A 24,379-nucleotide genomic window follows, 5' to 3' on the forward strand; every position below is an offset into this window, starting at 1 on the left:
CTTGCTAGACTACGCGCCCTTATTCCGGTGCAACTGCGGCCAGATATGTTTGTCTCTGTTTTCGATTGCGTGATGTTCACCCGCACGGGCGTGCGCCCATGAGCCATGCCGTTCACGCGTTGCGCGCTGCGCGCCTGGCCCGTAGCGTCAAACCGTTTCTGGCTCGCGGCTCGCGGGCCGCACGTTGCCCGGACTGTCGTCTGGCTGCTAGCCATTGCCTGTGCGCGTGGAAACCTAAGGTTTCGGCCAACTCAGGCGTGTGCCTGGTGATGCATGACGTCGAGGCGCTGAAACCGAGCAACACCGGTTGGTTGATCGCCGATGTGGTTGCCGATACCTCGGCCTTTGGCTGGTCGCGCACCGAAGTCGATGCCGCGTTACCTGCGTTGCTTGCTGAGGAGCAATGGCAACCGTACCTGGTATTCCCTGGCGAGTATGCCGAGCCAGAGCGTGTGGTGACTGAAGTCGATGTGCCGCAGGGCAAGCGCCCGCTTTTCGTACTGCTCGATGCCACCTGGACGCAGGCGCGCAAGATGTTTCGCAAGAGCCCCTATCTCGATAGCCTGCCGGTGCTCAGCTTGCAGCCGGAGACGCTGTCGCGATACCGGCTAAGGCGCTCGAAGCGCGATGATCACCTATGCACTGCCGAGGTTGCGGCAATGTGCCTGGAGCTGGCTGGCGATGAGCGTGCAGCCGATGCGCTGAATGCCTATCTCGATGTGTTCAGCGAGCACTACCTGACTTCCAAGGCGCCCCGCGCGGTGGACCTGTCGAACGAGTTGCATGAACGCCTCAAGGCCTTTCTGTAACAGCTGCCGGTTTTGGCCACAGCTGCGCCAGCAGCATGCCGGCGAACATCAGCGCGCAACCAACGTAGCCACGTCCCGAGAGTGACTCACTGAGCAGCAGCGCACCGGCGATCGCCGCGAACACGGCCTCCAGGGAAAGAATGATCGCCGCGTGGGAAGCGATGGCGTGTTTCTGGGCGATGACCTGCAAGGTGAAACCCACCCCAACGCCAAGAATCCCGCCATACAGAATCGCTGGCAGCGCCTGCGTAATCTCTGTGCCGGGAAGCGGTTCGAATATCAGTGCCAAGGCCAGGCTGATCAGCGCGCAGGTGACGAACTGCACCAGAGCCAGTATCAGGGCGTCATGACGGCCAGCGAAAAAGCTCACCAGCAGCACGTGGATGCCCCATACGAATGCGCCGGCCAACTGCAGCAAGTCACCGGAGGCGATACGGAAACCGTCGCCCACGCTGAGTAGGAACATGCCGACTACTGCCAGGGAGGCACCCAGCCAGATACCGAGGCCGGTCTTGTGGCCCAGTAACAGCCCAAGTAGCGGCACCACGATCACGTACAGGCCGGTGATGAAGCCTGAGTTGGTTACGCTGGTGAACAACAGGCCGACCTGCTGCAGATTGATGCCAAGGGCCAATACCGCGCCCATCACGCAGCCGCCAAACAATACGGGTTTACTGATGGGCGATGCCGGGCGCGCGCTGCGGCGCAGCAGCATGACCACGGGCAGCAGGACGATCACCGCTAGGGCGAAACGCAGGCCGCTGTAAAGGAACGGGCCGATTGCGTCCATGCCCAGCCGCTGGGCGACGAAGGACGAGCCCCAGATCATCGCTGTCAGCAGCATTAGCAGATCGGCGCGCAGTGCGTGATTGGGCATGGTTATGAGCTCCCTGCAAAAGGGCGCAGACTTTGCCGCAAAGCGCTGCGCTTGACCACCCCGCCTGCGCTGGGCATGCTTGTCGGCGCCGTACGTTACGCTGTCAGGCAGATGGGGCTTGCAGCGCGGTATGCCTATAAAAAGAACAGGATCTGCCATGGCCGCTTACGAAATCCTGATAGCTGATGATCACCCCCTGTTTCGCAGTGCGCTACAGCAAGCCCTGACGATGGGCCTTGGTGCGGGCGTGCGGCTGGTCGAGGTGGCCAGCATCGCCGAGCTCGAAGCCCGGCTGGCCGAGAAAACCGACTGGGATCTGGTGCTGCTCGACCTCAACATGCCAGGTGCCTACGGCTTTTCGGGCCTGGTACTGCTGCGTGGTCAGTACCCGCAAATTCCGGTGGTGATGATCTCTGCTCAGGAAGAGGCTGCCGTAGTGCTGCGCTCTCGCGAATTTGGCGCCAGCGGTTTCATTCCAAAGTCGAGCTCGCTGGAAGTGATTCAGCAGGCCGTTCGCCAAGTGCTGGAAGGCGAGGTCTGGTGGCCGCCGCAGAGCGAGGAAGCAGCTAGTCTGTCCAGCGAGGCCAAAGCCGCCAGCGCCGGTCTGGCCAGCCTGACGCCCCAGCAGTTCCGCGTACTGACCATGGTCTGCGAAGGCCTGCTGAACAAGCAGATCGCCTATGAGCTGAGCGTTTCCGAGGCGACGGTGAAGGCCCACGTGACGGCTATCTTCCGCAAGCTGGGCGTGCGCACCCGCACCCAGGCAGCATTGCTGCTGCAGCAGCTCGAGTCCGTACCGGCTGCCTGAGGCAATCGCTGCTTTTGGCCGCGGGTTTCACGAGATTTTCACGATGCTCTCGCGTACCCTGCTGGCCTTTCCAATCGCGGTTCACTGCCCATGTCGCCTTTCAAAGGACAAACCGGTTTAAAACGTATCTTCAATGCTGCGAGCTATTCGCTCGACGGCCTGCGCGCCGCCTTTACCGGTGAAGCGGCATTCCGCCAGTTGGTGCTGCTCAATGTGGTGCTGATTCCTGTTGCGCTGTTGCTCGATGTGAGCCGTGGCGAGCGGGCGCTGATGATCGCTGCGTGCCTGCTGGCTCTGATCGTCGAGCTGCTCAACTCGGCAGTCGAAGCCGCTATCGACCGTATCTCCCTCGACCTGCATCCGCTGTCCAAAACCGCCAAGGACATGGGCAGTGCCGCGCAACTGGTGTCGCTGACGCTGATCGCCAGCGTCTGGGCGATTATCCTGCTTGGCTAGGGTCAGCAGACCCTAGCGCACTTCGGGTAGCACTATCTCATCGCTACGGCGGATGCCGGCGGTCAGCGCCCGGCACATGTCGAGGAACTCGCGCATCGCCGCTGTCTGGTACTTCTGCCTGTGCCAGATGAAGTAGAACTGGCGGCGCAGGTCCAGATCCGGCGTTTCCACCGGCACCAGGCTGCCACGGCGAAATGCATCGCGTAGTGCCAGTCGTGAGATGCAGCTGATACCCAGGCCGGACTCCACGGCGCGTTTGATCGCTTCCGTATGTTCCAGTTCGAGGCGCACATTAAGGGCGTCGGAGTGATGCCGCATGGCCTGGTCGAAAGTCAGGCGCGTGCCCGAGCCTTGTTCGCGAAGAATCCAGTCTTCGCCGCTCAACTCTCGGATACCGGCATGGCCACGCTGCGCCAAGGGATGTTGCGGCGCGCAGAACACCACCAGCTCGTCCTCGACCCAGCTCTGCACTTCGATATCCGGGTGGTTGCAGTCGCCCTCGATTAGACCCAGGTCAATTTCATAGTGAGCCACCTGCTGCACGATATGCGCGGTGTTTTGCACGTGCAGTTTCACCTGGCTTTCCGGGTGCACTTTCATGAAGCCGCCGATCAGCAGCGTCGCTAGGTAGTTGCCGATGGTCAGCGTCGCGCCGACGGCGAGCGAACCGAATCCAGATTTACCGTTCAGAAGGTCTTCGATTTCCTTGGCTTGGTCGAGTAGCGCGACCGCTTGTGGCAGTAACTGGCGGCCCAAGGCGTTGAGGCTCAGGCGTTTGCCAGCGCGATCAAACAACTGGCAGCTCGATTGTCGCTCCAGTTCGCTGATCGATGTGCTGGCGGCAGATTGCGACAGGGAGAGGAGGGTAGCGGCCTTTGACACGCTCTCCTGCTGGGCGACGGCGACGAATACTTGAAGTTGACGTAGAGTAAATCGCATATCTATATAACCGATAACCTATATCTTGATAATTCATTTAACAGATATTCTGGCCGCGATTAGAATGCCGCGCAATTGCGCTTACGAACCAGCGTGCCGGAAGTTTTCAGGAGCCCATACATGAGCAACATGAACCACGAACGCGTTCTCAGTGTTCACCACTGGAATGACACGCTGTTCAGCTTCAAGTGCACCCGCGATCCGGGCCTGCGCTTCGAGAATGGCCAGTTCGTGATGATCGGCTTGCAGCAGGAAAATGGCCGTCCGCTCATGCGTGCCTATTCCATTGCCAGCCCGAACTGGGAAGAGCACCTGGAGTTCTTCAGCATCAAGGTGCCCGATGGTCCGCTGACCTCGCAGCTGCAGCACCTGAAAGAAGGTGACGAAGTCATCATCAGCAAGAAGCCCACCGGCACGCTGGTGCTTGATGACCTCAACCCCGGCAAACACCTGTACCTGCTCAGCACTGGCACTGGCCTGGCGCCGTTCATGAGCGTGATTCAGGACCCGGAAACCTACGAGCGTTTCGAGAAGGTGATCCTGGTTCACGGTGTTCGCTACGTCAACGAAGTGGCTTACCGCGAGTTCATCACCGAGCACCTGCCGCAGAACGAGTTCTTCGGCGACGCGCTGAAAGAAAAACTGATCTATTACCCGACCGTGACTCGCGAGCCGTTCGAGAATCAGGGCCGCCTGACCGACCTGATGCGCAGCGGCAAACTGTTCGCTGACATCGGCCTGCCGCCGATCAACCCGCAGGACGACCGCGCGATGATCTGCGGCAGCCCAAGCATGCTCGACGAAACCAGCGAAGTGCTCGACAGCTTCGGCCTGAAGATTTCGCCGCGTATGCGCGAGCCGGGTGACTATCTGATCGAGCGCGCCTTCGTCGAGAAGTGATCGGGTGAGCAGCTGCGCGTCGGCCCTGCTGCGTTGAAAGAAAGCTCAAAATGCTCATGTACAAGAGTACATTCCGCTTTTTCGCTTACTTTCGCCTTGCATGGCTCTAGCTCGCAAGCTCCTTGAATCCGCGCTCAAAAATCCGGAGCGCCTTTAGGCGATCCGGTTTTTTTTAATGCCCTGAGCACAAGTACAAGCATAAAAAAACGGGAGCCTTGGCTCCCGTTTTTCGTTGCAGCCGACGATTATTCGTCCATCTGCGACTGCAGGTAGTTCTGCAGACCAACTGCCTTGATCAGGCTCAGTTGGGTTTCCAGCCAGTCGATGTGTTCTTCCTCGGATTCGAGGATGTCTTCGAGCAGTTCGCGGCTGGCGTAGTCTCCGACGCTTTCGCAGTAGGCGATGGCTGCTTTCAGATCGATGTGCGCCTTGTGCTCGATCTTCAGGTCGCACTCGAGCATTTCCTGGGTGTTCTCGCCGATCAGGATCTTGCCCAGATCCTGCAGGTTCGGCAGGCCTTCGAGGAACAGGATGCGCTTGATGAGCTTGTCCGCGTGTTTCATCTCGTCGATGGACTCGTGGTACTCATGCTTGCCCAGCTTGGTCAGGCCCCAGTCTTCATACATGCGGGCGTGCAGAAAGTACTGGTTGATCGCGACCAGCTCGTTGCCGAGGATCTTGTTCAAGTGCTGAATTACTGTCTTATCGCCTTTCATGATGATGCCCGTCCTGCCTGGAATTAAGTAACCGATGGCGAATTCTGGGCTTGCAAGATACAGCTGTCAAACGTAAGTTATTGAAATATAAGTGAAAATAAATATAAATGAGAGTGTTTAAGTTGTGCGTCTTGGCGCTAACTCATTGAATTTTGGGCATAAAAAAACCGGATGCTAGATCCGGTTCTCTGAAATCGGTTAATTCAGGCAGCGATAAAATTTGCTGGGTACGCCATCGCAACCTGACTTTGCTGCACTTCACCCAGTGTTTCGCGCACCACCTGCTTGGCGAGGCAGGCACATTTGCCGCACTGACTGGCAACGCCCAACGTTTCACGGACTTCACGGTAGCTGCAGCAACCTTCGTAGATTGCTTCGCGGATCTGACCGTCGGTGACACCTTCGCAGAGGCAGACGTACATAGGCTTGGCCCGTCGTTTGGCTGAGACTGATAGCGAAGGATACTAATGTTAATGAGAATGCGTGTCAAAGATAAACCGGCTCTTGATTGGCACAATTTCTCAACTTTCGATGAGCGGCGTTTCGGGTGCATCCATCGGTTCGTCTAGCGTTTATGTGTGCCAAACGATGGCCCATAAAAAACCGGCTTATGAGCCGGTTTTTTATGGGTGGGGCAGTGCTCACACAATTTGCGTGCAGAGCCCTTCTTCCAGGCCGAGCATGATGTTCAGGTTCTGCACTGCAGCGCCTGATGCGCCCTTGCCGAGGTTATCGAGCTTGGCCACCAGCAGCGCCTGGTTGCCGCTGCCTGCGCCGAATACCTGCAGCTCGGCGCGGTTGCTGCCGTTCAACCCGTGCGGGGTAATGAACGGCGCCGAGTCGGCGGGGATTTCGTTGTACGGTAGCACCTGGACGAACTGCTCACCCTGGTAATAGGCGCTCAGGGCTTTGTGCAGCTCGGCGCCGTTGCTGCCTTGCAGCGGGATCATCACCAGCATGCCTTGGTCGTAGCTACCAACCGCCGGCTGGAAGATCGGGCGAGCGTTCAAGCCGGTCCAATGCTGGATTTCCGGGATGTGCTTGTGATCGAAGCCCAGACCGTAGGCGGCGTAGACCGGCGCGCCTTCGCCCTCGTAGCGTTCGACCATCTTGGTGCCGCCACCGGTGTAGCCGGACACGGCATTGATGCACAGCTCGCGATCCGCGGCCAACAGGCCGGCATCGATCAGCGGACGCAGCAGCAGGATGGCGCCTGTGGCGTAGCAGCCCGGGTTACTCACCGCAGCGGCCTTGGCGATGGCCTCGCGTTGGCCCTTGGCCAGTTCAGCCATGCCGAATACCCAGTCGCTGGCGGTACGGTGCGCGGAGCTGGCGTCCAGCACGCGGGAGCCAACTTCACGGGCCTGGGCAGCGGTTTCCTTGGCGGCGTCGTCGGGCAGGCACAACACGGTCACGTCGACCGAGCGCATCAGTTCGAGCTTGGCCTCAACATCGCGACGTTTGTCGTGGTCGATGGTGACCACTTCGATCTGCGGGTGGTCTGCCAGGCGCTGACGAATCTGCAGGCCGGTGGTGCCAGCCTGCCCATCGATGAAGATCTGATATTTTTTCATGGCATTCACTCGTCGAAGTCTTCCCAGCCGCCCATTTCCTTCCAGCGATTGACGATGCCGCAGAACAGCTCGGCAGTCTTCTCGGTGTCGTAGCGGGCGGAGTGGGCTTCACGGCCGTCGAACTCGATGCCGGCGGCCTGGCACGCCTTGGCCAACACGGTCTGCCCATAGGCGAGGCCGGCGAGGCTGGCGGTGTCGAAGCTGGAGAAGGGGTGGAAAGGATTGCGCTTGAGGTCACAGCGGGCGACCGCGGCGTTGAGAAAGCCCAGGTCGAAGCTGCTGTTGTGGCCGACCAGAATGGCGCGCTTGCAGCCGTTGGCCTTCAGGGATTTGCGCAGGCCACGGAATATTTCGGTCAGCGCATGCTCCTCGCTTACCGCCATGCGCAGCGGATGGTCGAGCTTGATGCCGGTAAAATCCAGCGCCGCCTGTTCGATATTGGCGCCCTCGAACGGCTCGACCCGGAAGAAATGCGTGTGATCGGGATACAGGAAGCCGCCTTCGTCCATGCCGATGGTGGTCGCGGCGATTTCCAGCAGGGCGTCAGTGGCGCTGTTGAAACCGCCGGTCTCGACATCCACAACCACCGGCAGGTAGCCGCGAAAACGTGCTGCCATGGGATGGCGCGGGCCGCCGCTGCTCTGTTGTTCCTGATCGTCTTCGTACAGTTCTTCGCTCATTGACCCGCCTCCAGCAAGCGCCAGCGCAGGCTTTCACCTGCGCGCAGGGGAATTACCGTCTGCTCGCCAAACGGTAGACTCGCCGGAGCGACCCAGGCTTCGCGCACCAGGGTAATGGTGTCGGTATTGCGTGGCAGGCCATAGAAGTCAGCGCCGAATTTGCTGGCAAAGCCTTCCAGCTTGTCCAGCGCGCCACGGTCTTCGAAGGCTTCGGCGTACAGCTCGATGGCGGCGTAAGCGGTATAGCAACCGGCGCAGCCGCAGGCATTTTCCTTGGCGTGCTTGGCGTGTGGCGCCGAGTCGGTACCGAGGAAGAATTTCGGGTTGCCGCTGGTGGCGGCATCGAGAAGTGCTTGCTGATGGGTATTGCGCTTGAGAATCGGCAGGCAATAGAAGTGCGGGCGAATGCCGCCAACCAACATGTGGTTGCGGTTATACAGCAGATGCTGGGCGGTGATGGTCGCCCCGACGTTGGCCGGTGCTTCCTTGACGAACTGCGCGGCATCGGCGGTGGTGATGTGTTCGAACACCACTTTCAAAGTCGGGAAACGCTCGACAACACGACGCATGTGCTCGTCGATGAAGGCCTTTTCGCGATCGAATACGTCGATTTCCGAACGGGTCACTTCACCGTGCACCAGCAGCGGCAGGCCCGTTTCAGCGAGGGCTTCCAGCGCGCCGGTGATGTTGTCCAGGCTGGTGACGCCCGAATCGGAGTTGGTGGTCGCACCTGCCGGGTACATCTTCGCTGCATAGACGACGCCACTGGCCTTGGCCGCACGGATATCTTCAGCGGTGGTGCGATCGGTGAGGTACAGCACCATCAGCGGTTCGAACCTGCTGCCGGCTGGCCGCGCGTCGAGGATGCGCTGGCGATAGCCTTGCGCCTCGGCGGCATTGCGCACCGGGGGGACCAGGTTGGGCATGATGATCGCGCGGGCGAAGGTGCGGGCAACATCGGCGACGGTGTGCGGCAATACTGCACCGTCGCGCAAGTGGATGTGCCAGTCGTCAGGACGCAGCAGGGTGATGCGGTCGGTCATTGAGGCTTCCAGGCGGGGCGAAACATGCCCGGAATGCTACCGGAAAAGGCTGACGGGGGCACGTCGCAGATAGGCCGACGGTTCGCTCAAGTTTTCCCGGCGGCCACCGATACCAGAAGGGTACGTTGTATTTACCCGGAGCTTGCTGTGCGACAGCCTCTTTTCCTTCTCATCGGATTGATCGTCAGCGCGGGCGTGAGCCTGTCTGCGGCCGCGATCAGCTTCCAGACTCGCCTGGAGAAGGTCGAATGGCAGGTGGCCGGCGATAAGTTCGAGTGTCGCCTGAGTCAGCCCGTGACCGACTTTGGTTCCGGCGAGTTCGTGCGCCGCGCGGGTGAGCAGGCCACTTTCCGCTTGCAGGCGCGCGAGCGCTGGTTGGGCAATGGCTCGGCCATTTTGTTGGCTGCTGCGGCGCCCTGGCAGCCGGGGCGCGGCGACATCAACCTTGGCGTCGTCAATGTCGCCAACGGTGAAGTGCCGTTCAACAGTAGCCAGGAACAGGCCGGGCGCTTGCTTACCGGTTTGCTCGAAGGGCGCAGCCCGCTGGTGCGCCACCGTACTTCGGTGGGTGGCGAGAGCCTGGAAGTGCGGTTGCTGCCCGTGCGCTTTCGCAAGGCGTACGATGATTACCTCAATTGCACCGCCAAGTTGCTGCCGGTCAATTTTGATCAGGTGCGCCAATCCAATATCGGCTTTCCCGGCGGCGGCACCGAGCTCGATGCGATGGCCAAGGCCAAGCTGGAGATCATTCTCGATTTCATGAGGGCCGATCCCACGGTCAACCGCATCGAACTCGATGGGCACTCTGACAACAGCGGTAATCGCCTGACCAATCGCGACCTGTCGCGCCGCCGTGCGCTCGCGGTGATGGACTATCTCAAGGCCAACGGCGTGCCCGATGAGCGCATCATCATGCGCTTCCACGGCGAGCGTTATCCGCTTGCACCCAACAACACGGCAGCCAATCGCGACAAGAATCGCCGGGTATCCGTGCGCTTGGACAAAGTGCCCGAAGCTTCAGCGCAGCCTGCCGAACAAGCGCCGCCGCCAGTGCCTTCCACGCCGGCCGCCACGTCCTGATCCTGTCGCCTTGACGCCACGGCCTGTCGCACCCCTGTAAATTGCCGCCCATGGGCAGTAGAATCACGGGCTTTTCGAACAACCCGTGGAGTGGATGGCATGGCGGACGTCAAAAAGGTAGTTCTGGCCTATTCCGGTGGCCTGGACACCTCGGTGATCCTCAAATGGCTGCAAGATACCTATAACTGTGAAGTGGTGACCTTCACCGCCGATCTCGGTCAGGGCGAAGAGGTCGAGCCGGCCCGCGCCAAGGCCAAGGCCATGGGCGTCAAGGAAATCTACATCGATGACCTGCGCGAAGAGTTCGTTCGCGATTTCGTGTACCCGATGTTCCGCGCCAACACCGTTTACGAAGGCGAGTACCTGCTGGGTACTTCCATCGCTCGTCCGCTGATCGCCAAGCGCCTGATCGAAATCGCCAACGAGACTGGCGCTGACGCCATCTCCCACGGCGCTACCGGCAAGGGCAACGACCAAGTTCGTTTCGAGCTGGGCGCCTATGCACTCAAGCCAGGCGTGAAAGTCATCGCTCCATGGCGCGAGTGGGACTTGCTGTCGCGCGAGAAGCTGATGGATTACGCCGAGAAGCACGCGATCCCGATTGAGCGTCACGGCAAGAAGAAGTCGCCATACTCCATGGATGCCAACCTGCTGCACATCTCCTATGAAGGCGGCGTGCTGGAAGACACCTGGACCGAGCACGAAGAAGACATGTGGCGTTGGACCAAGTCGCCGGAAGCGGCGCCGGATACCCCGACCTACATCGAGCTGACCTACAAGGCTGGTGACATCGTTGCCATCGACGGCAAGGAAATGAGCCCGGCTACCGTGCTGGCCGAACTGAACCGCATTGGTGGCGAGAACGGCATCGGTCGTCTGGACATCGTCGAGAACCGTTACGTGGGCATGAAGTCCCGCGGTTGCTACGAAACACCGGGCGGCACCATCATGCTCAAGGCGCACCGCGCCATCGAGTCGATCACCCTTGACCGCGAAGTCGCTCACCTGAAAGACGAGCTGATGCCCAAGTACGCCAGCCTGATCTACAACGGTTTCTGGTGGAGCCCTGAGCGTCTGATGCTGCAACAGATGATCGACGCCTCCCAGGCCAGCGTGAATGGCGTGGTTCGCCTGAAGCTGTACAAAGGCAATGTCATCGTCACCGGCCGCAAGTCCGATGACTCACTGTTCGATGCCAACATCGCCACCTTCGAAGAAGACGGCGGCGCCTACAACCAGGCCGACGCGGCGGGCTTCATCAAACTCAATGCCCTGCGCTTGCGCATCGCTGCTGGCAAGGATCGCAAGCTGCTGTAACGGCTAGCGGTTCCAATCCACGCCGCAGCCCTGCATTCGCCAGGGCTGCGGCGTGTGATTTCTCTGCAAACATCACCCACGACCTATCAACCGACTGCCTTTGGCAATCTCGCTTCAGGGCGGTTTTTGTGTGGGCGTGATGATTGTCGAGGCTGCCGCCGATCTGCCAGGCAGAGCGGCGGAGCTGGCCGGGCGAATGCCCAGCCAGGATTCGCGAAAGCTTAGGCCTTGCGGGTCAGCGGTTGCTGTTCGAACGTGACGCCAGCCAGGCCGGTTTTTATCAGCGCGCGGATATTGCCGTGGTCACTGCCTTCGGGAGTGGCCAGTACGCTGCGGTAGTGTTCGCCGAAGCACTGCAAGGCTTCCTCATCGCTCAGGCTTTCGAGCAGGGCAAGGCCGAGGGTCTTGCACGATCCTTCGTTTTGGCCAGCTGCGTTTTCCACGTCGCCGTTGCGAAAGGTACAGGGCTGATAGTCGTAGTGCTCGGCGATGTACGCCAGGGTTTCGGCGAAGGCGAAGTGTTCACCGCTCAGGCGGGCGCGGAAGTCGTTCAGGTGGCTCATGCGGATCCTTTCGGGTTCTTGGCGTTGAAGGCAGCCTTCTGTTCGGCGCTGGCTTCGGTCTGGTACTTGGCCTTCCACTCGGCGTAAGGCATGCCGTAGACGTCTTCACGGGCTTGATCCGGGGTGATGGCGATATCCAGGTCGTCGGCAGCGGCCTTGTACCACTTGGACAGGCAGTTGCGGCAGAAGCCGGCCAGGTTCATCAGGTCGATGTTCTGCACATCCGGGCGTTCGCGCAGATGCTGCACCAAGCGGCGGTAGGCGGCAGCTTCCAGTTCGAGACGTTGTTGATCGTTCATGGCGTTTCTCTCCGGGAGGGATGGCGCGATGATAGAAGCCGGCAGGCAGCTCGGCAACGGGCTGCCTGTCTAAGAGTGCGGATCAGCGGTGGCCTGCGAGGGTGATCGACACTGATTCGGCGAAGCGCAGGGCGTGGGGTTTATCGACTTCTACTTCGGCGTAGCGCACGGCCTCGTTGACCATCACTAAGTCAAGGATTTCCTGGGTCAGGCGCTCGAGGAGGGCAAAGCGATTGCCCTCCACGTGGCCGATGATGGCCTTGGTGATGGTGCGGTAGTTGAGCGCGTGGTCGATGTCGTTGTCACGCACCGCGTCGACGGCCGGGTAGAGGATGGTCAGGTTGATCAACACGTCCTGCTTGTTGTTGATTTCCTCTTCTTTGATACCGATGAAGGTGCGCAGGCGCAGATCCTTGACGCGGATGCGCGCCATGCCGGGTTCCAGTCTGGGCATGCTTACTTGCTCCGTCCGATCAGTTGCAGGAATTCATGGCGAGTATTGTAGGACTCGCGGAAGGCGCCGAGCATCACCGAGGTACTCATCACCGAATTCTGCTTCTCAACGCCGCGCATCATCATGCACATGTGCTGGGCCTCGATCACCACGGCCACGCCGGCGGCCTTGGTCACTTGCTCGATGGCGTTGGCGATCTGCCGGGTGAGGTTTTCCTGAATCTGCAGGCGACGTGCGTACATGTCGACAATGCGGGCGATCTTCGACAGCCCCAGCACCTTGCCGGTGGGGATGTAGGCGACGTGCGCCTTGCCAATGAACGGCAGTAGGTGGTGTTCGCAGAGCGAGTAAAGCTCGACGTCCTTGACGATCACCATCTCGTCGTTGTCGGAGCTGAACAGCGCGCCGTTGACGACTTCTTCCAGGCTCTTCTCGTAGCCATTGCACAGGTACTGCATGGCTTTGGCAGCGCGCTTCGGGGTATCCAGCAGGCCTTCGCGCTCGGGGTCTTCACCGAGGCCGAGGAGGATTTCACGGTAATGGTTGGGCAGTAATGGGTTCATCGTCATTATCCTCGCGGCGCTTCACTTGAGGTGGCGGCCGCCGTTCACGGTCAGGGTGGTGCCAGTGATATAGGGCGTGTCCAGCAGGTAGCGCAGGCTCTGGTAGATCACGCCTGGGCCGGGCTCGAAGCCCAGCGCGGATTTGTTCAGGGCCTTGGTTCGGTATTCGGCGTCGTCATCGTCATTGAACATCAGCAGCGCCGGGGCGATGCCGTTGACCTTGATGCCAGGCGCGAAGCGTGCGGCGAACGACAGGGTCAGGCTATCCAGGCCGGCTTTACTGGCACAGTAGGCGGGCCGGTTGCCGCTGCCCTTGCGTACCACGTCATCGCTGATATGGATGATGTCAGCCCTCTCGCTGCGCTGCAGCAGCTCGGCGCAGTGCAGGTTGATCAGATAGGGAGCAAGCATGTGCACGGTGAACAGCTGTTGAAAGGCAGCAGCTTCTTCGCCAGGCGCTTCGGCGAACCAGGCCGAGGCGTTGTGCACGATCGCGCGCAGGCTGTCGGTATGGCTTTTCAATACGTCGATAAACGCCATGATGCTGGCTTCATCGCTAAAGTCGGCTTGCAGGGTCAGCACGCCACGATCACGCAGGCGCTGCAGGGCAGGCTTCTCGCCGCGAAAGGTCACGATCACAGAATGGCCGTCGTCGAGCAGGCGCTCGGCGCAATGCAGGCCGACGCGCTGGCTGGCGCCGGTGATCAGGATCGGGGCGTTGCTGACGCTCATGGAAGTCGACCGCAAGTTAACGGAGGAGGCGCCGCTTTAAACGCCGGTCAGCCAAGTTGTACAACCTTATAGCAGCTGTACAACCTGTACAACCCTTCGAACTTTGCGGGAAATAGCCGCGCCATCACCTTCGTTGGTGACAGCGCCGATGTTCAGCTGCTGGTGGACGGGCTCGCTCTGCGCGGCAGTGCAGCGCTGCGGGTGCCTTGCAGCCACGGGGCGAGCAGGCGGGTAACCAGCGGAATGAACAGATACGTCATCAGCGGCGTCAGCGCCAGGGTGCTGAGCAGTACGCGGGTCACCAGCGGGATGTCCGCCAGCAAGGTGCCAAATACTAGGTTGAAGCACAGCGAAACCGGAAAGAACGCCAGCCAGATGGCGACTGTCTGCTTCCATCGCGGCGGCTGGCGCAGGCCACTGCCAAACCAGGCGTCGATACCCAGGGCGCGGTGTTCATGGGGTTGTGCGAACAGACCTTTACCGCGCTCCAGCCAGGCGCGGCGCGAAGCAGAGTGCTCCCACGCGGCCATAGTGTGCTCGTCGGTAAAGCGGAAGATCATCTGAAACTCATCGTCGCCTGGCGGAGGAGCCAGCACGCCGGAGCCGAGGTAGCCGGGAAAGTCGGTAGCCAGTAGCTCGCCTTCACGCAGCCAGATCATGAAATCGTTATAGCGCTCGCTGGCAACGCGGCGCGCCACCATCAGGGTGACCGGTTCGGTAGACATCGTGTATCTCCTGCTGAACACATGGCCAGGGTAAGGCCAGGCGAAAGACGCAGCTCGGGGTGGTGAGCCGCGTCGTGGTTGCAGCAAGGATTATTCCTATTTCTTGCAAATTAGCTAGATATGTTCAGCGCAATACCGATGAAAGTGGCTAGGTGCCGCCATCTACGCCGGCAGGGCGCTAGCTGCCGTTCGTCGGCAAGAAGCCTGTGCATGGCCTGATGAAAGGATTTTCACCTCAACTTTGCACCTCACCTGACAGTCAGGATGCGTTAAGGAGCAAGAAAGCCGGGCTCTTAACGTCTGTACAGGGCTTGTACAAGTAAAGTCAATGGTAGCCCGAGCTGGAGTAGACTTGTGAAATCCTGACCTCTGCAACGGTTTTTTCTATGTCCGATCTGGTTGGTTCCGCACCTTTCAACGTCAACGCCTTCAAGGAAGAGGACCTGTTCCCGATCCGTGAGGTTGCGCGGTTGACGGGTGTGAACCCTGTGACGCTGCGTGCCTGGGAGCGGCGTTATGGCCTCATTCAGCCAGTGCGCACTGAAAGTGGCCACCGGCTCTATTCACCGGCAGATGTCGATACGGTGCGCAGCGTTCTGGCGTGGATCGAGCGCGGCGTGCCAGTCAGTAAGGTTGGGCGGATTCTTGCGCGCAACGAAAGCAGCCAGGTAAGCGTGACGCCGACCTATGAGTCGGCGACCTCGGGTGAATGGGCGCAATGGCAAAGTCGATTGCTGGCCGCCGTGCAGGCATTCGATGAGGCCGAGGTGGATCGGGTTTACGGCCAGGTGTTTTCCAGCTACCCGCTTTCGGTGACCTTCCAGGACATCATCATGCCGCTCTGGCAGCGTTTGCTGCTGCGCTACGGGCGGCCTGGTTACGGCAGCGAGTGGCTGTTCTTCGATACCTTTCTGCGTGGGCGCGTCATGCAGCGCCTGCACAACCTGCGCGACCAGCCAGGCAGCCGTCTGCTGCTAGTTGCCTTGCCAGGGCGCTGCCGTGAACTGGAGTTGTTGGTCACCGGCTTGCTGGTCAATCCGGTTGATGCTGCCGTGCATGTGCTTGGCATCGGCCAGACGCTGGAAGAGCTGCCACAGGTGTGCGCCAAGATGCAGCCCGTTGCCGTGGTGGTGTTCTCCAATCAGGCGCCAGGCGCCGATACCCCGCAGATACTTGAACGCCTGTCCCTAAGCCTTGAATGCCCGGTGGCAGTGGTGGGTGAGGGCGCTGATCTGCTCGAAGACAGTTTCCGGGGTTCGCCTATCGCGTGCCTGGGCAGTGAGGGGCGCCTGATACGCCGTCGTTTGCGGCAATTTCTGGCGGGGCGACTGGATACCTGAAGCCGCTTCTGTCAGAGGCTGTGAGCCTGGGGAAATAGCTTGCGGTGTTGTTGATACAGGTGGTTTTGCAGGCGCTCGCTGGTGTCTTCGTCCAGCGTCAACTCGTAGGCGAGCAGGCCGTCATCAGTGACTCGCACCAGGCTGCCCTGCAGAGTGACTGGCTCGATGTCGTCGATATCCAGGCCGAGACTGAAGCGTTCCGGTGGCGAGGCCTGGACGGTTTGCTCGACACGCAGGCCGGTCAGCGATAGTTCATGGACAACCAAGCTGCTCGGCTGACCATCTCGTCGCAGCAATGGCTGCGGCGGGTCCAACGGCAAACGCCAGGCGCGGTGGAAGGAGCCTTCCTCGAATATCTGCGGGATGCCCAGTTCCAGATGCGGCGTGTTCTGCGCATCGGTCACCAGATGAGGTGTGAACGACAAACGCTGATTGGCGATGTGCGCCTCGATAGTCAGTTGGTCTTTAGCGGCGCAGCTGGCAAGCAGCTCGGCAGTTTGGCGTGCGACATCGACCTGCAAACCTTTATCGGGGTCTGCCGGGGCGGGGTTGCTGTCCATGAGCTGCTGGATGAACTCCATTTCGAGGGGCGTTAACAGCGAGGAGTCTTGCATAGCGCCTTCTGCGCAAGGTGGTGGGGCACCCTTGTGACAACTCGACAGGTATTTAGTTACCGCTACCCGCGCTTTTTCAACTCTGCCAGCTCGGCGCGCAAGGTTTGCACCTCGCTTTCCAGGGCTTTGACACGCTCCTGATTGGCCACGTGCTCGCTGACGTTTTTCTGAATGCCGATGAAGTAGGTCAGTTGATCGGTTTCATTGAATACGGGGGTGATCGACAACTCGTTCCAGAACGTGGTGCCGTCCTTGCGATAGTTGCGGATCACTTCGCGGCATGGCTGTCGGCTGTGGATGGCCTTGCGCAGCAGCGCTGCCGCGAGCTGGCTGCGTTCTTCGCCTTGCAGGAAACGGCAGTCCTGATAGAGGATTTCTTCACTGCTGTAACCGGTGAGGGCTTCGAACGCCGGGTTGGCGTAAATGAGAATATGGTCCTCGCCTTCCTGTTCCGCGACCACGATGCCGTCGTTCGAGGCTTCAACCACCAGCTGCAGCAAGTTGGCATTGATCATCACATGCGTCCCCGTCGATTTTCCTCAGTCTATCAGAGGCGCTTCGTTAGCCGTGCCTCAAGGCTGTGTGGGGCAGCTCCTGCTGCGATGCGGCATAATGGCGCGCATTAGTAATTGACGGAGTTTCCATGAAAGTCGCGATTCTTTCAGGTTCGGTTTATGGCACAGCTGAAGAGGTAGCCCGGCACGCCGAGTTGCTGTTCAGACAGGCTGGGCTCGACGCGTGGCACAACCCGCGTGCAACCCTCGATGAGGTGAAGGCATTCGCGCCCGATGCTTTTCTGGTCGTGACTTCGACCACCGGCATGGGCGAGCTGCCGGACAACCTGCAGCCGCTTTATCACAGCATCCGCGACCAGTTGCCAGCCTGGAGTGACTTGCCTGGTGGTGTGATTGCGTTGGGCGATTCGAGTTATGGCGATACGTATTGCGCCGGTGGTGAACAGGCCCGTGAGCTGTATGGCGAATTGGGTGTTCGTGAGGTGCTGCCGATGCTGCGTATCGACGCCAGCGAAAGTGTCACTCCCGAGAGCGATGCAGAGCCCTGGATCGCCGAATTTGTCGGAATGTTGCAGGAAAGCGACCGTCCATCCTGATGGACGAACATTGTTGAGCCGTGGCCAGTCGGGTGTAGGGAGCGTTCGTTTTCATCGATGAAAACGAGAGAGCTTCCACACCAACTGGAGAAAGGTGACGACAATGAACAAGATGAAAATTTCTGCCCTCGTATTCAGTGGCCTGCTGGCCGGTGCCGTTCTGCATGCGGTCGCGGATTCGACTGCCCCAGCGCCTACTGGCCCTGCCACCCCATCCGCTCCCGCAGTGCCGACAGATGATCCAGGTCTGGGCACTGATGACGGCAACACGCTTCCGGGTGGAACCACAAATCCAGGAACCAATAACGGCACAACTACGCCAGGTACCGGAACTGGTACAGGCAATGGAACCGGCGCAGGCTCCGACCCAATGCCAGGCGGTACAGGCACTGGCACCAATGGCGGCGGCACTGGCGGTGCGGGCACCGGGGCTGGTGATGGCGGCGGTGCAGGTAGCGGTGCTGGCGGCGCGGGTGGTGCCGGCGGTGGCGCTGCGCAATAAGCATCAATGACGCTGGTGTGGGTGTTTCTGGCTTAGGCCGGGAGCACCCGCCCACTCAACTAACGATTACCCTTGATTCCGTATTTACGCAGGCGCGTGGCAATGGCGCTATGCGAGGTTTGCAAGCGTGCCGCCAGTTGCCGAGTCGAGGGATGACTGGCGTAGAGTTTTTCCAGCAAGCCCTTTTCGAATGTCGACACAGCCGCCTCCAGGCTGCCAACTTCCCCTCCCGTCTGCTGCGCGACTGCAGTGCTAGCGATGTCCAGATCATCGATCTGCACCAAGTTGCTTTCGCAGATCGCTGCCGCACGAAAGATCACGTTCTGCAGCTGGCGCACGTTGCCCGGCCAGCGATTGCCGAGCAGAGCAGGGTAGGTCTCGGGCGTCAGTCGACATTGAGTTCGTTGAATCTGTGCACAGGCTTGCTGCATAAAATGCCGAGCCAGCAGCACGATGTCCTGACCGCGCTCGCGAAGCGGCGGCACCTCTAGGTTCAGCACGTTCAGCCGGTAGAACAGGTCCTCGCGAAACTCACCTTCGGCCACCATCCGCTCCAGGTCACGGTGCGTGGCGCTGATGATGCGCACATTGACGCGCTCCTCGCGGTCACCGCCGACGCGGCGGAAAGTGCCATCGCTAAGAAAACGCAACAACTTGGCCTGCAGATAGGGCGACATCTCGCCAATTTCATCGAGAAACACCGTGCCTTGATTGGCCAGCTCCAACAAACCAGGCTTGCCACCACGCTGCGCACCGGTGAAGGCGCCGGGCGCGTAACCGAACAGCTCGCTCTCGGCCAGGCTTTCCGGCAGCGCGGCGCAGTTCAAGGCAAGAAAGGGCGCGCTATGGCGCGGGCTCAAGGCATGACAGGCGCGCGCTACCAGTTCTTTACCGGTGCCGGTTTCGCCATGAATCAGTAGCGGCGCATCCAGCGTCGCCACTCTCTGCGCGCGTGCTTTCAGCGTGCGGATCGGTGTCGAGTCGCCAAGCAGCGAATCGAAGCCTTCAGCATGATCATGATGCAGCGCCGCCAGGCGGGCACCGATACGGCTGGGCTCGTACAGCGTCAGCAGTGCGCCAGCTAGTTGCCCGCTATCGGCTGTTTCACTGATGGGCGCCGCGTCGAGCAATAACGCCTGGCCGTTCAGTTTCACTTCGCGCAATGGCAGACGGAAATGCTGATCGAGCAGCGCTTGATGCAAGCCCGGTTCGGCGAATAGCTCGCCAAGCGTCTCACCCTCCGGCTCGCGGCCGCACAAAGCGATCAGCGCCGGGTTGGCCAGCAAAACACGGCCGTGCCCGTCGACGGCCAAAACCGGGTCACTCATCGCCGCCAGCAGAGCATCGAGCTGTAGGCGTCGGCGTTGCCCCGGCAGGATGTCCACCACAGTCACCGCCTGCACGCCGCGGACCTTGAACAGCGCCTCGCGCAGCTCATCCAGCACCGCCGCGCTGAGCGTCGGCGCATCGATATAGACGTTGGGCGGCACCATCTCGACAGCATCGAGGTTGAGATTGCGGCCACCGAGCAGCGCGAGCACCTCCTGGGTGATGCCAACGCGATCGATGAAAGAGACGTGAATACGCATGGTGAGCCGGGCTGCATAAGAACAGTGGCGCAGTATGCCCGGTCTGCCAGTCGGCGTTAACCGGCGAGCATCGTTAACCTGAGCGTAATGATGTGACGCCGCGCTTGATTGATGGGCTTGACCTGCACTCCTACTGTAGCTCCACGACAGCGGAACTCGTGGAGTCTTTAATGACAACAACAATATCCCCACCGCCGCAGTGGTCGCGTCGTCGCGCTGAAAAAGCCCGGCGACTCGATCAGGTGCGCAATCTCGCCGATGGCGTGGTGTTGCCCAGCGACCAGATAGTCGCCGCGCTCGAAGCGCTAATCGCCCCCGGCGATCGCGTGGTGCTCGAAGGCAACAACCAGAAGCAGGCGGACTTCCTCTCCCGCTCGCTGGCCAAGGCCGACCCTGGCCGTCTGCACGACCTGCACATGATCATGCCCAGCGTCAGCCGCGCCGAGCATCTCGATCTGTTCGAACGCGGCATCGCGCGTAAGCTCGACTTCTCCTTCGCCGGGCCGCAGAGCCTGCGTATCGGCCAACTGCTCGAAGACGGGCAGATGGAAGTCGGCGCCATCCATACCTACATCGAGCTGTACTCGCGCCTGCTGGTGGATCTGATCCCCAATGTCGCGCTGGTCGCCGGCTTCCAGGCCGACCGCCATGGCAACATCTACACCGGCCCGAGCACCGAGGACACCCCGGCGCTGGTCGAGCCCACGGCCTTCTCTGACGGCATCGTGATCTTCCAGGTCAACGAGATCGTCGACGAGCTGCCGCGCGTGGACATCCCCGCTTCCTGGGTCGATTTCGTGGTGGTGGCGGACAAGCCGTTCTACATCGAGCCGCTGTTCACCCGCGACCCACGCCACATCACGTCGGTGCACGTGCTGATGGCAATGATGGCGATCCGCGGCATCTACGAGAAACACAACGTCCAGTCCCTTAACCACGGCATCGGTTTCAACACCGCCGCCATCGAGCTGATCCTGCCAACTTACGGCGAATCGCTGGGCCTGAAGGGCAAGATCTGCCGCAACTGGACGCTCAACCCGCACCCGACGCTGATCCCGGCCATCGAGACCGGCTGGGTGGAAAGCGTGCACTGCTTCGGCACCGAGCTGGGCATGGAAGGCTATATCGCTCAGCGCCCGGACGTTTTCTTCACCGGCCGCGACGGCTCGATGCGCTCCAACCGCATGATGTGCCAGTTGGCTGGGCAGTACGCGGTCGACCTGTTTATCGGCGCCACCTTGCAGGTGGACGGCGATGGTCATTCCTCGACTGTTACCCGTGGCCGCCTGGCCGGGTTTGGCGGCGCACCGAACATGGGCCACGACCCGCGCGGGCGGCGGCATCCGACCCCGGCCTGGCTGGACATGGCCATGCCCGGTGGTGAAGCCCCGGTGACCATGCTCGAGCGCGGTAAGAAGCTGGTGGTGCAGATGGTCGAAACCTTCCAGGAAGGCGGCAAACCCACCTTCGTCGAGCAGCTCGATGCCGTCGACGTGGCGAAGAAGGCCGGCATGCCGCTGGCGCCGATCATGATCTACGGCGACGACGTCACCCACCTGCTCACCGAGGAGGGCATCGCCTACCTGTACAAGGCGCGCTCGCTGAAAGAGCGCCAGGCGATGATCGCTGCGGTCGCTGGCGTCACCGCCATCGGCCTGCGCCACGACCCGAAAGACACCGCACGCATGCGCCGCGAAGGCCTCATCGCCCTGCCCGAAGACCTCGGCATCCGTCGCGCCGACGCCAGCCGCGAACTGCTGGCGGCCAAGAGCATCGCCGAGCTGGTCGAGTGGTCGGGCGGCCTGTACAACCCGCCCGCCAAGTTCAGGAGCTGGTGATGAATGCACTCACTGCAATTCAGCCCCAGCTTTCATTAGGGGATTGGCTGGCCGACCTGGCAGTCGACGCACTGATCGACGAGGCCGATCTGTCGCCCAAGCCGGGCCTGGTCGACCGTCGTGGTAAAGGCGCGCACACCGATCTGCACCTGGGCCTGATGCACGCTTCGGCGCTGGCCCTGTGGCCAAGCTTCAAGGCCATGGCCGAGGCCGCGCAGCAACGCGGCGCCATCGACCAGGCACTGCGTGAGGACGTCGGCCGCATCGGTCGCGAAGGTGAGCAGGAGATGCTGCGCGTCACCAGCGGCGTCAACACCCATCGCGGAGCAATCTGGGCACTGGGGCTGCTCAGCGCCGCTGCTGCGCTTGATACCAGCACTCTGGCGCCACCCCAAGTTGCGCTGCGCGCCGCGCGCTTGGCTTTGCTCAACGACCGCGCCGCGCCTGTCACTGGCGATAGCCATGGCGCCCAGGTCTGCCGCCTGTACGGCGTGCACGGCGCACGCGAGGAAGCGCAGCTAGGTTTCCCCGCAGTGATCCAGCAGGCGCTGCCGCAACTGGCGCGCAGCCGCGCCGCCGGGGCAGGGGAGCAGAACGCTCGTCTGGATGCGCTGCTCGCGATCATGACCCAACTGGCCGACACCTGCGTACTCTACCGCGCCGGCATGGCCGGGCTGACCTGCATGCAGAGCGGCGCCCGTGCGGTGCTCGCCGCTGGCGGTTGCGCCAGCCTCGACGGTCGCCGTCTGCTGCGTGATCTTGAACGCGACATGCTGCGCCTGCGCGCCTCGCCTGGCGGCGCTGCCGATCTGCTCGCTGCCACCTTGTTCCTCGACCGCCTGCAGCATGGCCTGCCGGCGCAGCTTGGGAGTCTGTGAAATGGAAACCCTGTCTTTTCAATTTCCTGCGGGGCAACCGGCCAAGGGCCGCGCGCTGGTGGGCTGCGTTGGCTCCGGCGACCTGGAAGTGCTGCTCGAACCCGGCCAGGTCGGCACCCTGGCGATCCAGGTGGTGACCTCGGTCAACGGCAGCGCATCGCGCTGGCAGCTCTTGTTCGAGCGCATGTTCGCTGAGCAACCAGTACCGGCGCTGAACATCGCCATCCACGATTTCGGCGCCACGCCCGGCGTAGTACGGCTGCGCCTGGAACAAGGCCTGGAGGAACTCAACCATGGTTGAGCAGAACATTGCGCGCCTGCTGGCGCAACGCAGCTTTACCGAACTCGGTGCCCGTGAGCGCGCTCGCGCCCTGCTCGATGCCGGCAGCTTCCGCGAGTTGCTCGATCCTTTCGCCCGGCTTATGTCGCCCTGGCTGCCCAAGCAGGGCATCGTCCCCCAGGCCGATGACGGCGTGGTGGTGGCCAAGGGGCTGATCGATGGCCAACCTGCGGTGGTGATCGCCATCGAAGGCGCATTCCAGGGCGGCAGCCTGGGGGAGGTGGGCGGGGCGAAGATCGCCGGCGCTCTGGAGTTGGCCGCTGAAGACAACCGCAATGGCACGCCGACCCGCGCCGTGCTGCTGTTGGAAACCGGCGGCGTACGCCTGCAGGAAGCCAACCTGGGCCTGGCGGCCATCGCCGAGATCCAGGCCGCCATCGTCGAGCTGCGCCAATACCAGCCGGTGATCGGTCTGGTCGCCGGCCCGGTCGGCTGCTTTGGCGGCATGTCCATTGCCGCTGGGCTGTGCAGCTACCTGCTGGTGACCCGCGAGGCGCGGCTGGGTCTCAACGGCCCGCAGGTGATCGAGCAGGAAGCCGGGCTGGACGAATACGACTCGCGCGACCGTCCCTTTATCTGGAGCCTCACCGGCGGCGAGCAGCGCCACGCCAGCGGTCTGGTGGATGGCTATGTAGCCGATGACGTCGAGGCCATTCGCAGGCAGCTGCATGGGCTGTTCGCCAAGGGCAAGCCGACCCAGGAGCGTAGCCGTCGTCACGCGTGGTTCCTTGAGCGTCTGCGCGCCGTCGACACCACTGTCCAGGCCGATGCCGCTGCCGTGCGCAACGCCTACCAGGGAGCATGAACATGACAACTGCACAGGAACAACGCGGCCTGCACTGGTTCCAGGCCCTGGCTGGCGATGCTCAGCCGCAACAGGGTTTGCCTGCCTCTCTGCGTATTGCCGATGGCGAACTGGCCGGCCAGGCGGTGCGCTATCTGGCGGTGATCGCCGATGCCAACAACCCATTCCCCCGCGCCCGCAACGGCGAGGTTGGCCTGCTCGAAGGCTGGGGCCTGGCCAAGGCCGTGGATGAAGCCATCGAGGCGGATCGCGACAAGGCGCACAAGCGCGCGCTGATCGCCATCGTCGACGTACCGAGCCAGGCCTATGGCCGTCGCGAGGAAGCCTACGGCATCCATCAGGCGCTGGCCGGCGCGGTGGACGCCTATGCCCGTGCCCGCCTGGCCGGCCATGTGCTGATCGCCTTGCTGGTGGGCAAGGCCATGTCCGGCGCCTTTCTCGCCCACGGCTACCAGGCCAACCGCCTGATCGCCCTGCGTGACGCCGGGGTGATGGTGCATGCCATGGGCAAGGCCGCCGCCGCGCGCATCACCCTGCGCAGCGTCGATGAGCTGGAGGCTCTGGCCGCCACGGTACCTCCGATGGCCTACGATCTGGACAACTATGCCTCGCTTGGGCTGCTCGCCGATGTGCTCGATGTAGAGCAGGCCGCGCAGCCGACAGAGGCCGATCTCGCGCATGTGAAGGACGCGCTGGGTCGCGCCCTGGCCGATATCGCTGCCAGCCCGCGTGATCTACGCAACCGCCTGGGTGCCGCCAATCGCGCGGCTTCTAGCCAGGTGCGCGAGGCTTTGCGCGCGCAGTGGTGAAACGTAGGGCGGGTGAAA

The 24,379-nt window shown here is 61.5% G+C and carries 30 protein-coding genes; 14 read left to right on the forward strand and 16 right to left on the reverse strand.

Features of this window, described 5'->3' with window-relative positions:
• Positions 1-98 precede the first annotated feature (98 nt).
• On the forward strand, positions 99-809 hold the full coding sequence (locus BUC40_RS10690; protein WP_073265459.1) for a tRNA-uridine aminocarboxypropyltransferase: 711 nt from the start codon (positions 99-101) through the stop codon (positions 807-809).
• Here the strand turns inward: BUC40_RS10690 and BUC40_RS10695 are convergent.
• Complete coding sequence (locus BUC40_RS10695; protein ID WP_073265461.1) at positions 793-1,686, reverse strand: DMT family transporter; 894 nt, start codon at positions 1,684-1,686, stop codon at positions 793-795. The genes BUC40_RS10690 and BUC40_RS10695 overlap by 17 nt on opposite strands.
• A gap of 157 nt (positions 1,687-1,843) precedes the next feature.
• Between BUC40_RS10695 and erdR the strand changes: the two genes are divergently transcribed.
• Together erdR and BUC40_RS10705 are read left to right on the forward strand one after the other, a co-directional pair.
• Positions 1,844-2,494, forward strand: a complete 651-nt coding sequence (gene erdR / locus BUC40_RS10700; RefSeq protein WP_073265463.1) for a response regulator transcription factor ErdR — start codon at positions 1,844-1,846, stop codon at positions 2,492-2,494.
• Between the two features lie 90 nt (positions 2,495-2,584).
• A complete protein-coding gene (locus BUC40_RS10705; RefSeq protein WP_073265465.1) occupies positions 2,585-2,950 on the forward strand; it encodes a diacylglycerol kinase in 366 nt (121 codons plus the stop codon).
• A 12-nt stretch (positions 2,951-2,962) separates the two neighbouring features.
• Here BUC40_RS10705 and BUC40_RS10710 read toward each other — a convergent pair whose 3' ends face one another.
• On the reverse strand, positions 2,963-3,889 hold the full coding sequence (locus BUC40_RS10710) for a LysR family transcriptional regulator (protein ID WP_073265466.1): 927 nt from the start codon (positions 3,887-3,889) through the stop codon (positions 2,963-2,965).
• Positions 3,890-4,009: 120 nt separating this feature from the next.
• On the opposite strand from BUC40_RS10710, the gene fpr reads away from it, so the two are divergent.
• Positions 4,010-4,789: a ferredoxin-NADP reductase gene (fpr, locus tag BUC40_RS10715; RefSeq protein ID WP_070885588.1), complete on the forward strand. Its 780-nt coding sequence runs from the start codon at positions 4,010-4,012 to the stop codon at positions 4,787-4,789.
• Positions 4,790-5,034: 245 nt separating this feature from the next.
• Here the strand turns inward: fpr and bfr are convergent, their stop codons facing one another.
• From bfr to pyrC, 5 genes are all read right to left on the reverse strand, one after another.
• Positions 5,035-5,505 carry a bacterioferritin gene (gene bfr / locus BUC40_RS10720; protein ID WP_073265468.1) on the reverse strand — a complete coding sequence of 157 codons (471 nt, stop codon included), beginning with the start codon at positions 5,503-5,505 and terminating at the stop codon, positions 5,035-5,037.
• Between the two features lie 203 nt (positions 5,506-5,708).
• Positions 5,709-5,927 carry a bacterioferritin-associated ferredoxin gene (locus BUC40_RS10725; RefSeq protein WP_073265469.1) on the reverse strand — a complete coding sequence of 73 codons (219 nt, stop codon included), beginning with the start codon at positions 5,925-5,927 and terminating at the stop codon, positions 5,709-5,711.
• 219 nt (positions 5,928-6,146) lie between these two features.
• Entirely contained in the window at positions 6,147-7,079 is a 933-nt protein-coding gene (gene argC, locus BUC40_RS10730; RefSeq protein ID WP_073266207.1) for an N-acetyl-gamma-glutamyl-phosphate reductase, read from the reverse strand.
• 5 nt (positions 7,080-7,084) lie between these two features.
• A complete protein-coding gene (gene rnt / locus BUC40_RS10735; protein WP_073265471.1) occupies positions 7,085-7,759 on the reverse strand; it encodes a ribonuclease T in 675 nt (224 codons plus the stop codon).
• A complete protein-coding gene (gene pyrC, locus BUC40_RS10740) occupies positions 7,756-8,802 on the reverse strand; it encodes a dihydroorotase (RefSeq protein ID WP_073265473.1) in 1,047 nt (348 codons plus the stop codon). Before pyrC ends, rnt begins: the two co-directional genes overlap by 4 nt.
• A 147-nt stretch (positions 8,803-8,949) precedes the next feature.
• On the opposite strand from pyrC, the gene BUC40_RS10745 reads away from it, so the two are divergent.
• Together BUC40_RS10745 and BUC40_RS10750 are read left to right on the forward strand one after the other, a co-directional pair.
• The gene (locus tag BUC40_RS10745; protein WP_073265475.1) at positions 8,950-9,882 is read left to right on the forward strand and encodes a flagellar protein MotY; all 933 of its coding nucleotides are present in this window, start codon (positions 8,950-8,952) and stop codon (positions 9,880-9,882) included.
• Positions 9,883-9,981: 99 nt separating this feature from the next.
• Positions 9,982-11,199 (forward strand): argininosuccinate synthase, encoded by a 1,218-nt coding sequence (locus BUC40_RS10750; protein WP_073265477.1) that lies wholly within the window; start codon positions 9,982-9,984, stop codon positions 11,197-11,199.
• Positions 11,200-11,420: 221 nt separating this feature from the next.
• Here BUC40_RS10750 and BUC40_RS10755 read toward each other — a convergent pair whose 3' ends face one another.
• From BUC40_RS10755 to BUC40_RS10780, 6 genes are all read right to left on the reverse strand, one after another.
• Entirely contained in the window at positions 11,421-11,762 is a 342-nt protein-coding gene (locus tag BUC40_RS10755; RefSeq protein ID WP_073265479.1) for a HopJ type III effector protein, read from the reverse strand.
• The gene (locus tag BUC40_RS10760) at positions 11,759-12,061 is read right to left on the reverse strand and encodes a DUF1244 domain-containing protein (RefSeq protein WP_073265481.1); all 303 of its coding nucleotides are present in this window, start codon (positions 12,059-12,061) and stop codon (positions 11,759-11,761) included. The genes BUC40_RS10755 and BUC40_RS10760 overlap by 4 nt, the downstream gene beginning before the upstream one ends.
• Before the next feature lie 82 nt (positions 12,062-12,143).
• A complete protein-coding gene (gene folX / locus BUC40_RS10765) occupies positions 12,144-12,515 on the reverse strand; it encodes a dihydroneopterin triphosphate 2'-epimerase (RefSeq protein WP_073265483.1) in 372 nt (123 codons plus the stop codon).
• A 2-nt stretch (positions 12,516-12,517) separates the two neighbouring features.
• A complete protein-coding gene (folE, locus tag BUC40_RS10770; RefSeq protein WP_139272162.1) occupies positions 12,518-13,078 on the reverse strand; it encodes a GTP cyclohydrolase I FolE in 561 nt (186 codons plus the stop codon).
• 21 nt (positions 13,079-13,099) lie between these two features.
• Complete coding sequence (gene folM, locus BUC40_RS10775) at positions 13,100-13,810, reverse strand: dihydromonapterin reductase (protein ID WP_073265487.1); 711 nt, start codon at positions 13,808-13,810, stop codon at positions 13,100-13,102.
• Between the two features lie 152 nt (positions 13,811-13,962).
• On the reverse strand, positions 13,963-14,535 hold the full coding sequence (locus tag BUC40_RS10780) for a putative antibiotic biosynthesis monooxygenase (RefSeq protein ID WP_073265489.1): 573 nt from the start codon (positions 14,533-14,535) through the stop codon (positions 13,963-13,965).
• Positions 14,536-14,921: 386 nt separating this feature from the next.
• Between BUC40_RS10780 and BUC40_RS10785 the strand changes: the two genes are divergently transcribed.
• Positions 14,922-15,875 carry a MerR family transcriptional regulator gene (locus tag BUC40_RS10785; protein ID WP_073265491.1) on the forward strand — a complete coding sequence of 318 codons (954 nt, stop codon included), beginning with the start codon at positions 14,922-14,924 and terminating at the stop codon, positions 15,873-15,875.
• An 11-nt stretch (positions 15,876-15,886) separates the two neighbouring features.
• On the opposite strand, the gene BUC40_RS10790 is transcribed toward BUC40_RS10785, so the two are convergent.
• Entirely contained in the window at positions 15,887-16,489 is a 603-nt protein-coding gene (locus BUC40_RS10790; protein WP_073265493.1) for a PilZ domain-containing protein, read from the reverse strand.
• A 62-nt stretch (positions 16,490-16,551) separates the two neighbouring features.
• Complete coding sequence (locus tag BUC40_RS10795; protein ID WP_073265494.1) at positions 16,552-17,004, reverse strand: PAS domain-containing protein; 453 nt, start codon at positions 17,002-17,004, stop codon at positions 16,552-16,554.
• Positions 17,005-17,132: 128 nt separating this feature from the next.
• Between BUC40_RS10795 and BUC40_RS10800 the strand changes: the two genes are divergently transcribed.
• Complete coding sequence (locus BUC40_RS10800) at positions 17,133-17,600, forward strand: flavodoxin (RefSeq protein ID WP_073265496.1); 468 nt, start codon at positions 17,133-17,135, stop codon at positions 17,598-17,600.
• 236 nt (positions 17,601-17,836) lie between these two features.
• Positions 17,837-18,112 carry a hypothetical protein gene (locus BUC40_RS23010; protein WP_208605766.1) on the forward strand — a complete coding sequence of 92 codons (276 nt, stop codon included), beginning with the start codon at positions 17,837-17,839 and terminating at the stop codon, positions 18,110-18,112.
• A 49-nt stretch (positions 18,113-18,161) separates the two neighbouring features.
• On the opposite strand, the gene BUC40_RS10805 is transcribed toward BUC40_RS23010, so the two are convergent.
• Positions 18,162-19,691 (reverse strand): sigma-54-dependent transcriptional regulator, encoded by a 1,530-nt coding sequence (locus BUC40_RS10805; RefSeq protein ID WP_073265498.1) that lies wholly within the window; start codon positions 19,689-19,691, stop codon positions 18,162-18,164.
• Between the two features lie 170 nt (positions 19,692-19,861).
• Here BUC40_RS10805 and mdcA point away from each other — a divergent pair, with 170 nt between their 5' ends.
• The 5 genes from mdcA to mdcE are packed head-to-tail and all read left to right on the forward strand — an operon-like array spanning position 19,862 to position 24,361.
• On the forward strand, positions 19,862-21,529 hold the full coding sequence (mdcA, locus tag BUC40_RS10810; protein ID WP_073265500.1) for a malonate decarboxylase subunit alpha: 1,668 nt from the start codon (positions 19,862-19,864) through the stop codon (positions 21,527-21,529).
• Positions 21,529-22,407 (forward strand): triphosphoribosyl-dephospho-CoA synthase, encoded by an 879-nt coding sequence (locus BUC40_RS10815; protein ID WP_073265502.1) that lies wholly within the window; start codon positions 21,529-21,531, stop codon positions 22,405-22,407. Before mdcA ends, BUC40_RS10815 begins: the two co-directional genes overlap by 1 nt.
• A 1-nt stretch (position 22,408) precedes the next feature.
• Positions 22,409-22,708: a malonate decarboxylase subunit delta gene (locus BUC40_RS10820; RefSeq protein ID WP_073265504.1), complete on the forward strand. Its 300-nt coding sequence runs from the start codon at positions 22,409-22,411 to the stop codon at positions 22,706-22,708.
• Positions 22,701-23,552: a biotin-independent malonate decarboxylase subunit beta gene (locus BUC40_RS10825; RefSeq protein WP_073265506.1), complete on the forward strand. Its 852-nt coding sequence runs from the start codon at positions 22,701-22,703 to the stop codon at positions 23,550-23,552. Before BUC40_RS10820 ends, BUC40_RS10825 begins: the two co-directional genes overlap by 8 nt.
• Positions 23,553-23,554: 2 nt before the next feature.
• The gene (gene mdcE, locus BUC40_RS10830) at positions 23,555-24,361 is read left to right on the forward strand and encodes a biotin-independent malonate decarboxylase subunit gamma (protein ID WP_073265508.1); all 807 of its coding nucleotides are present in this window, start codon (positions 23,555-23,557) and stop codon (positions 24,359-24,361) included.
• The last annotated feature ends 18 nt before the right edge of the window (positions 24,362-24,379 follow it).

The organism is Phytopseudomonas punonensis (genome assembly GCF_900142655.1).
In the GTDB taxonomy this organism is placed as follows: Bacteria; Pseudomonadota; Gammaproteobacteria; order Pseudomonadales; family Pseudomonadaceae; genus Aquipseudomonas; species Aquipseudomonas punonensis.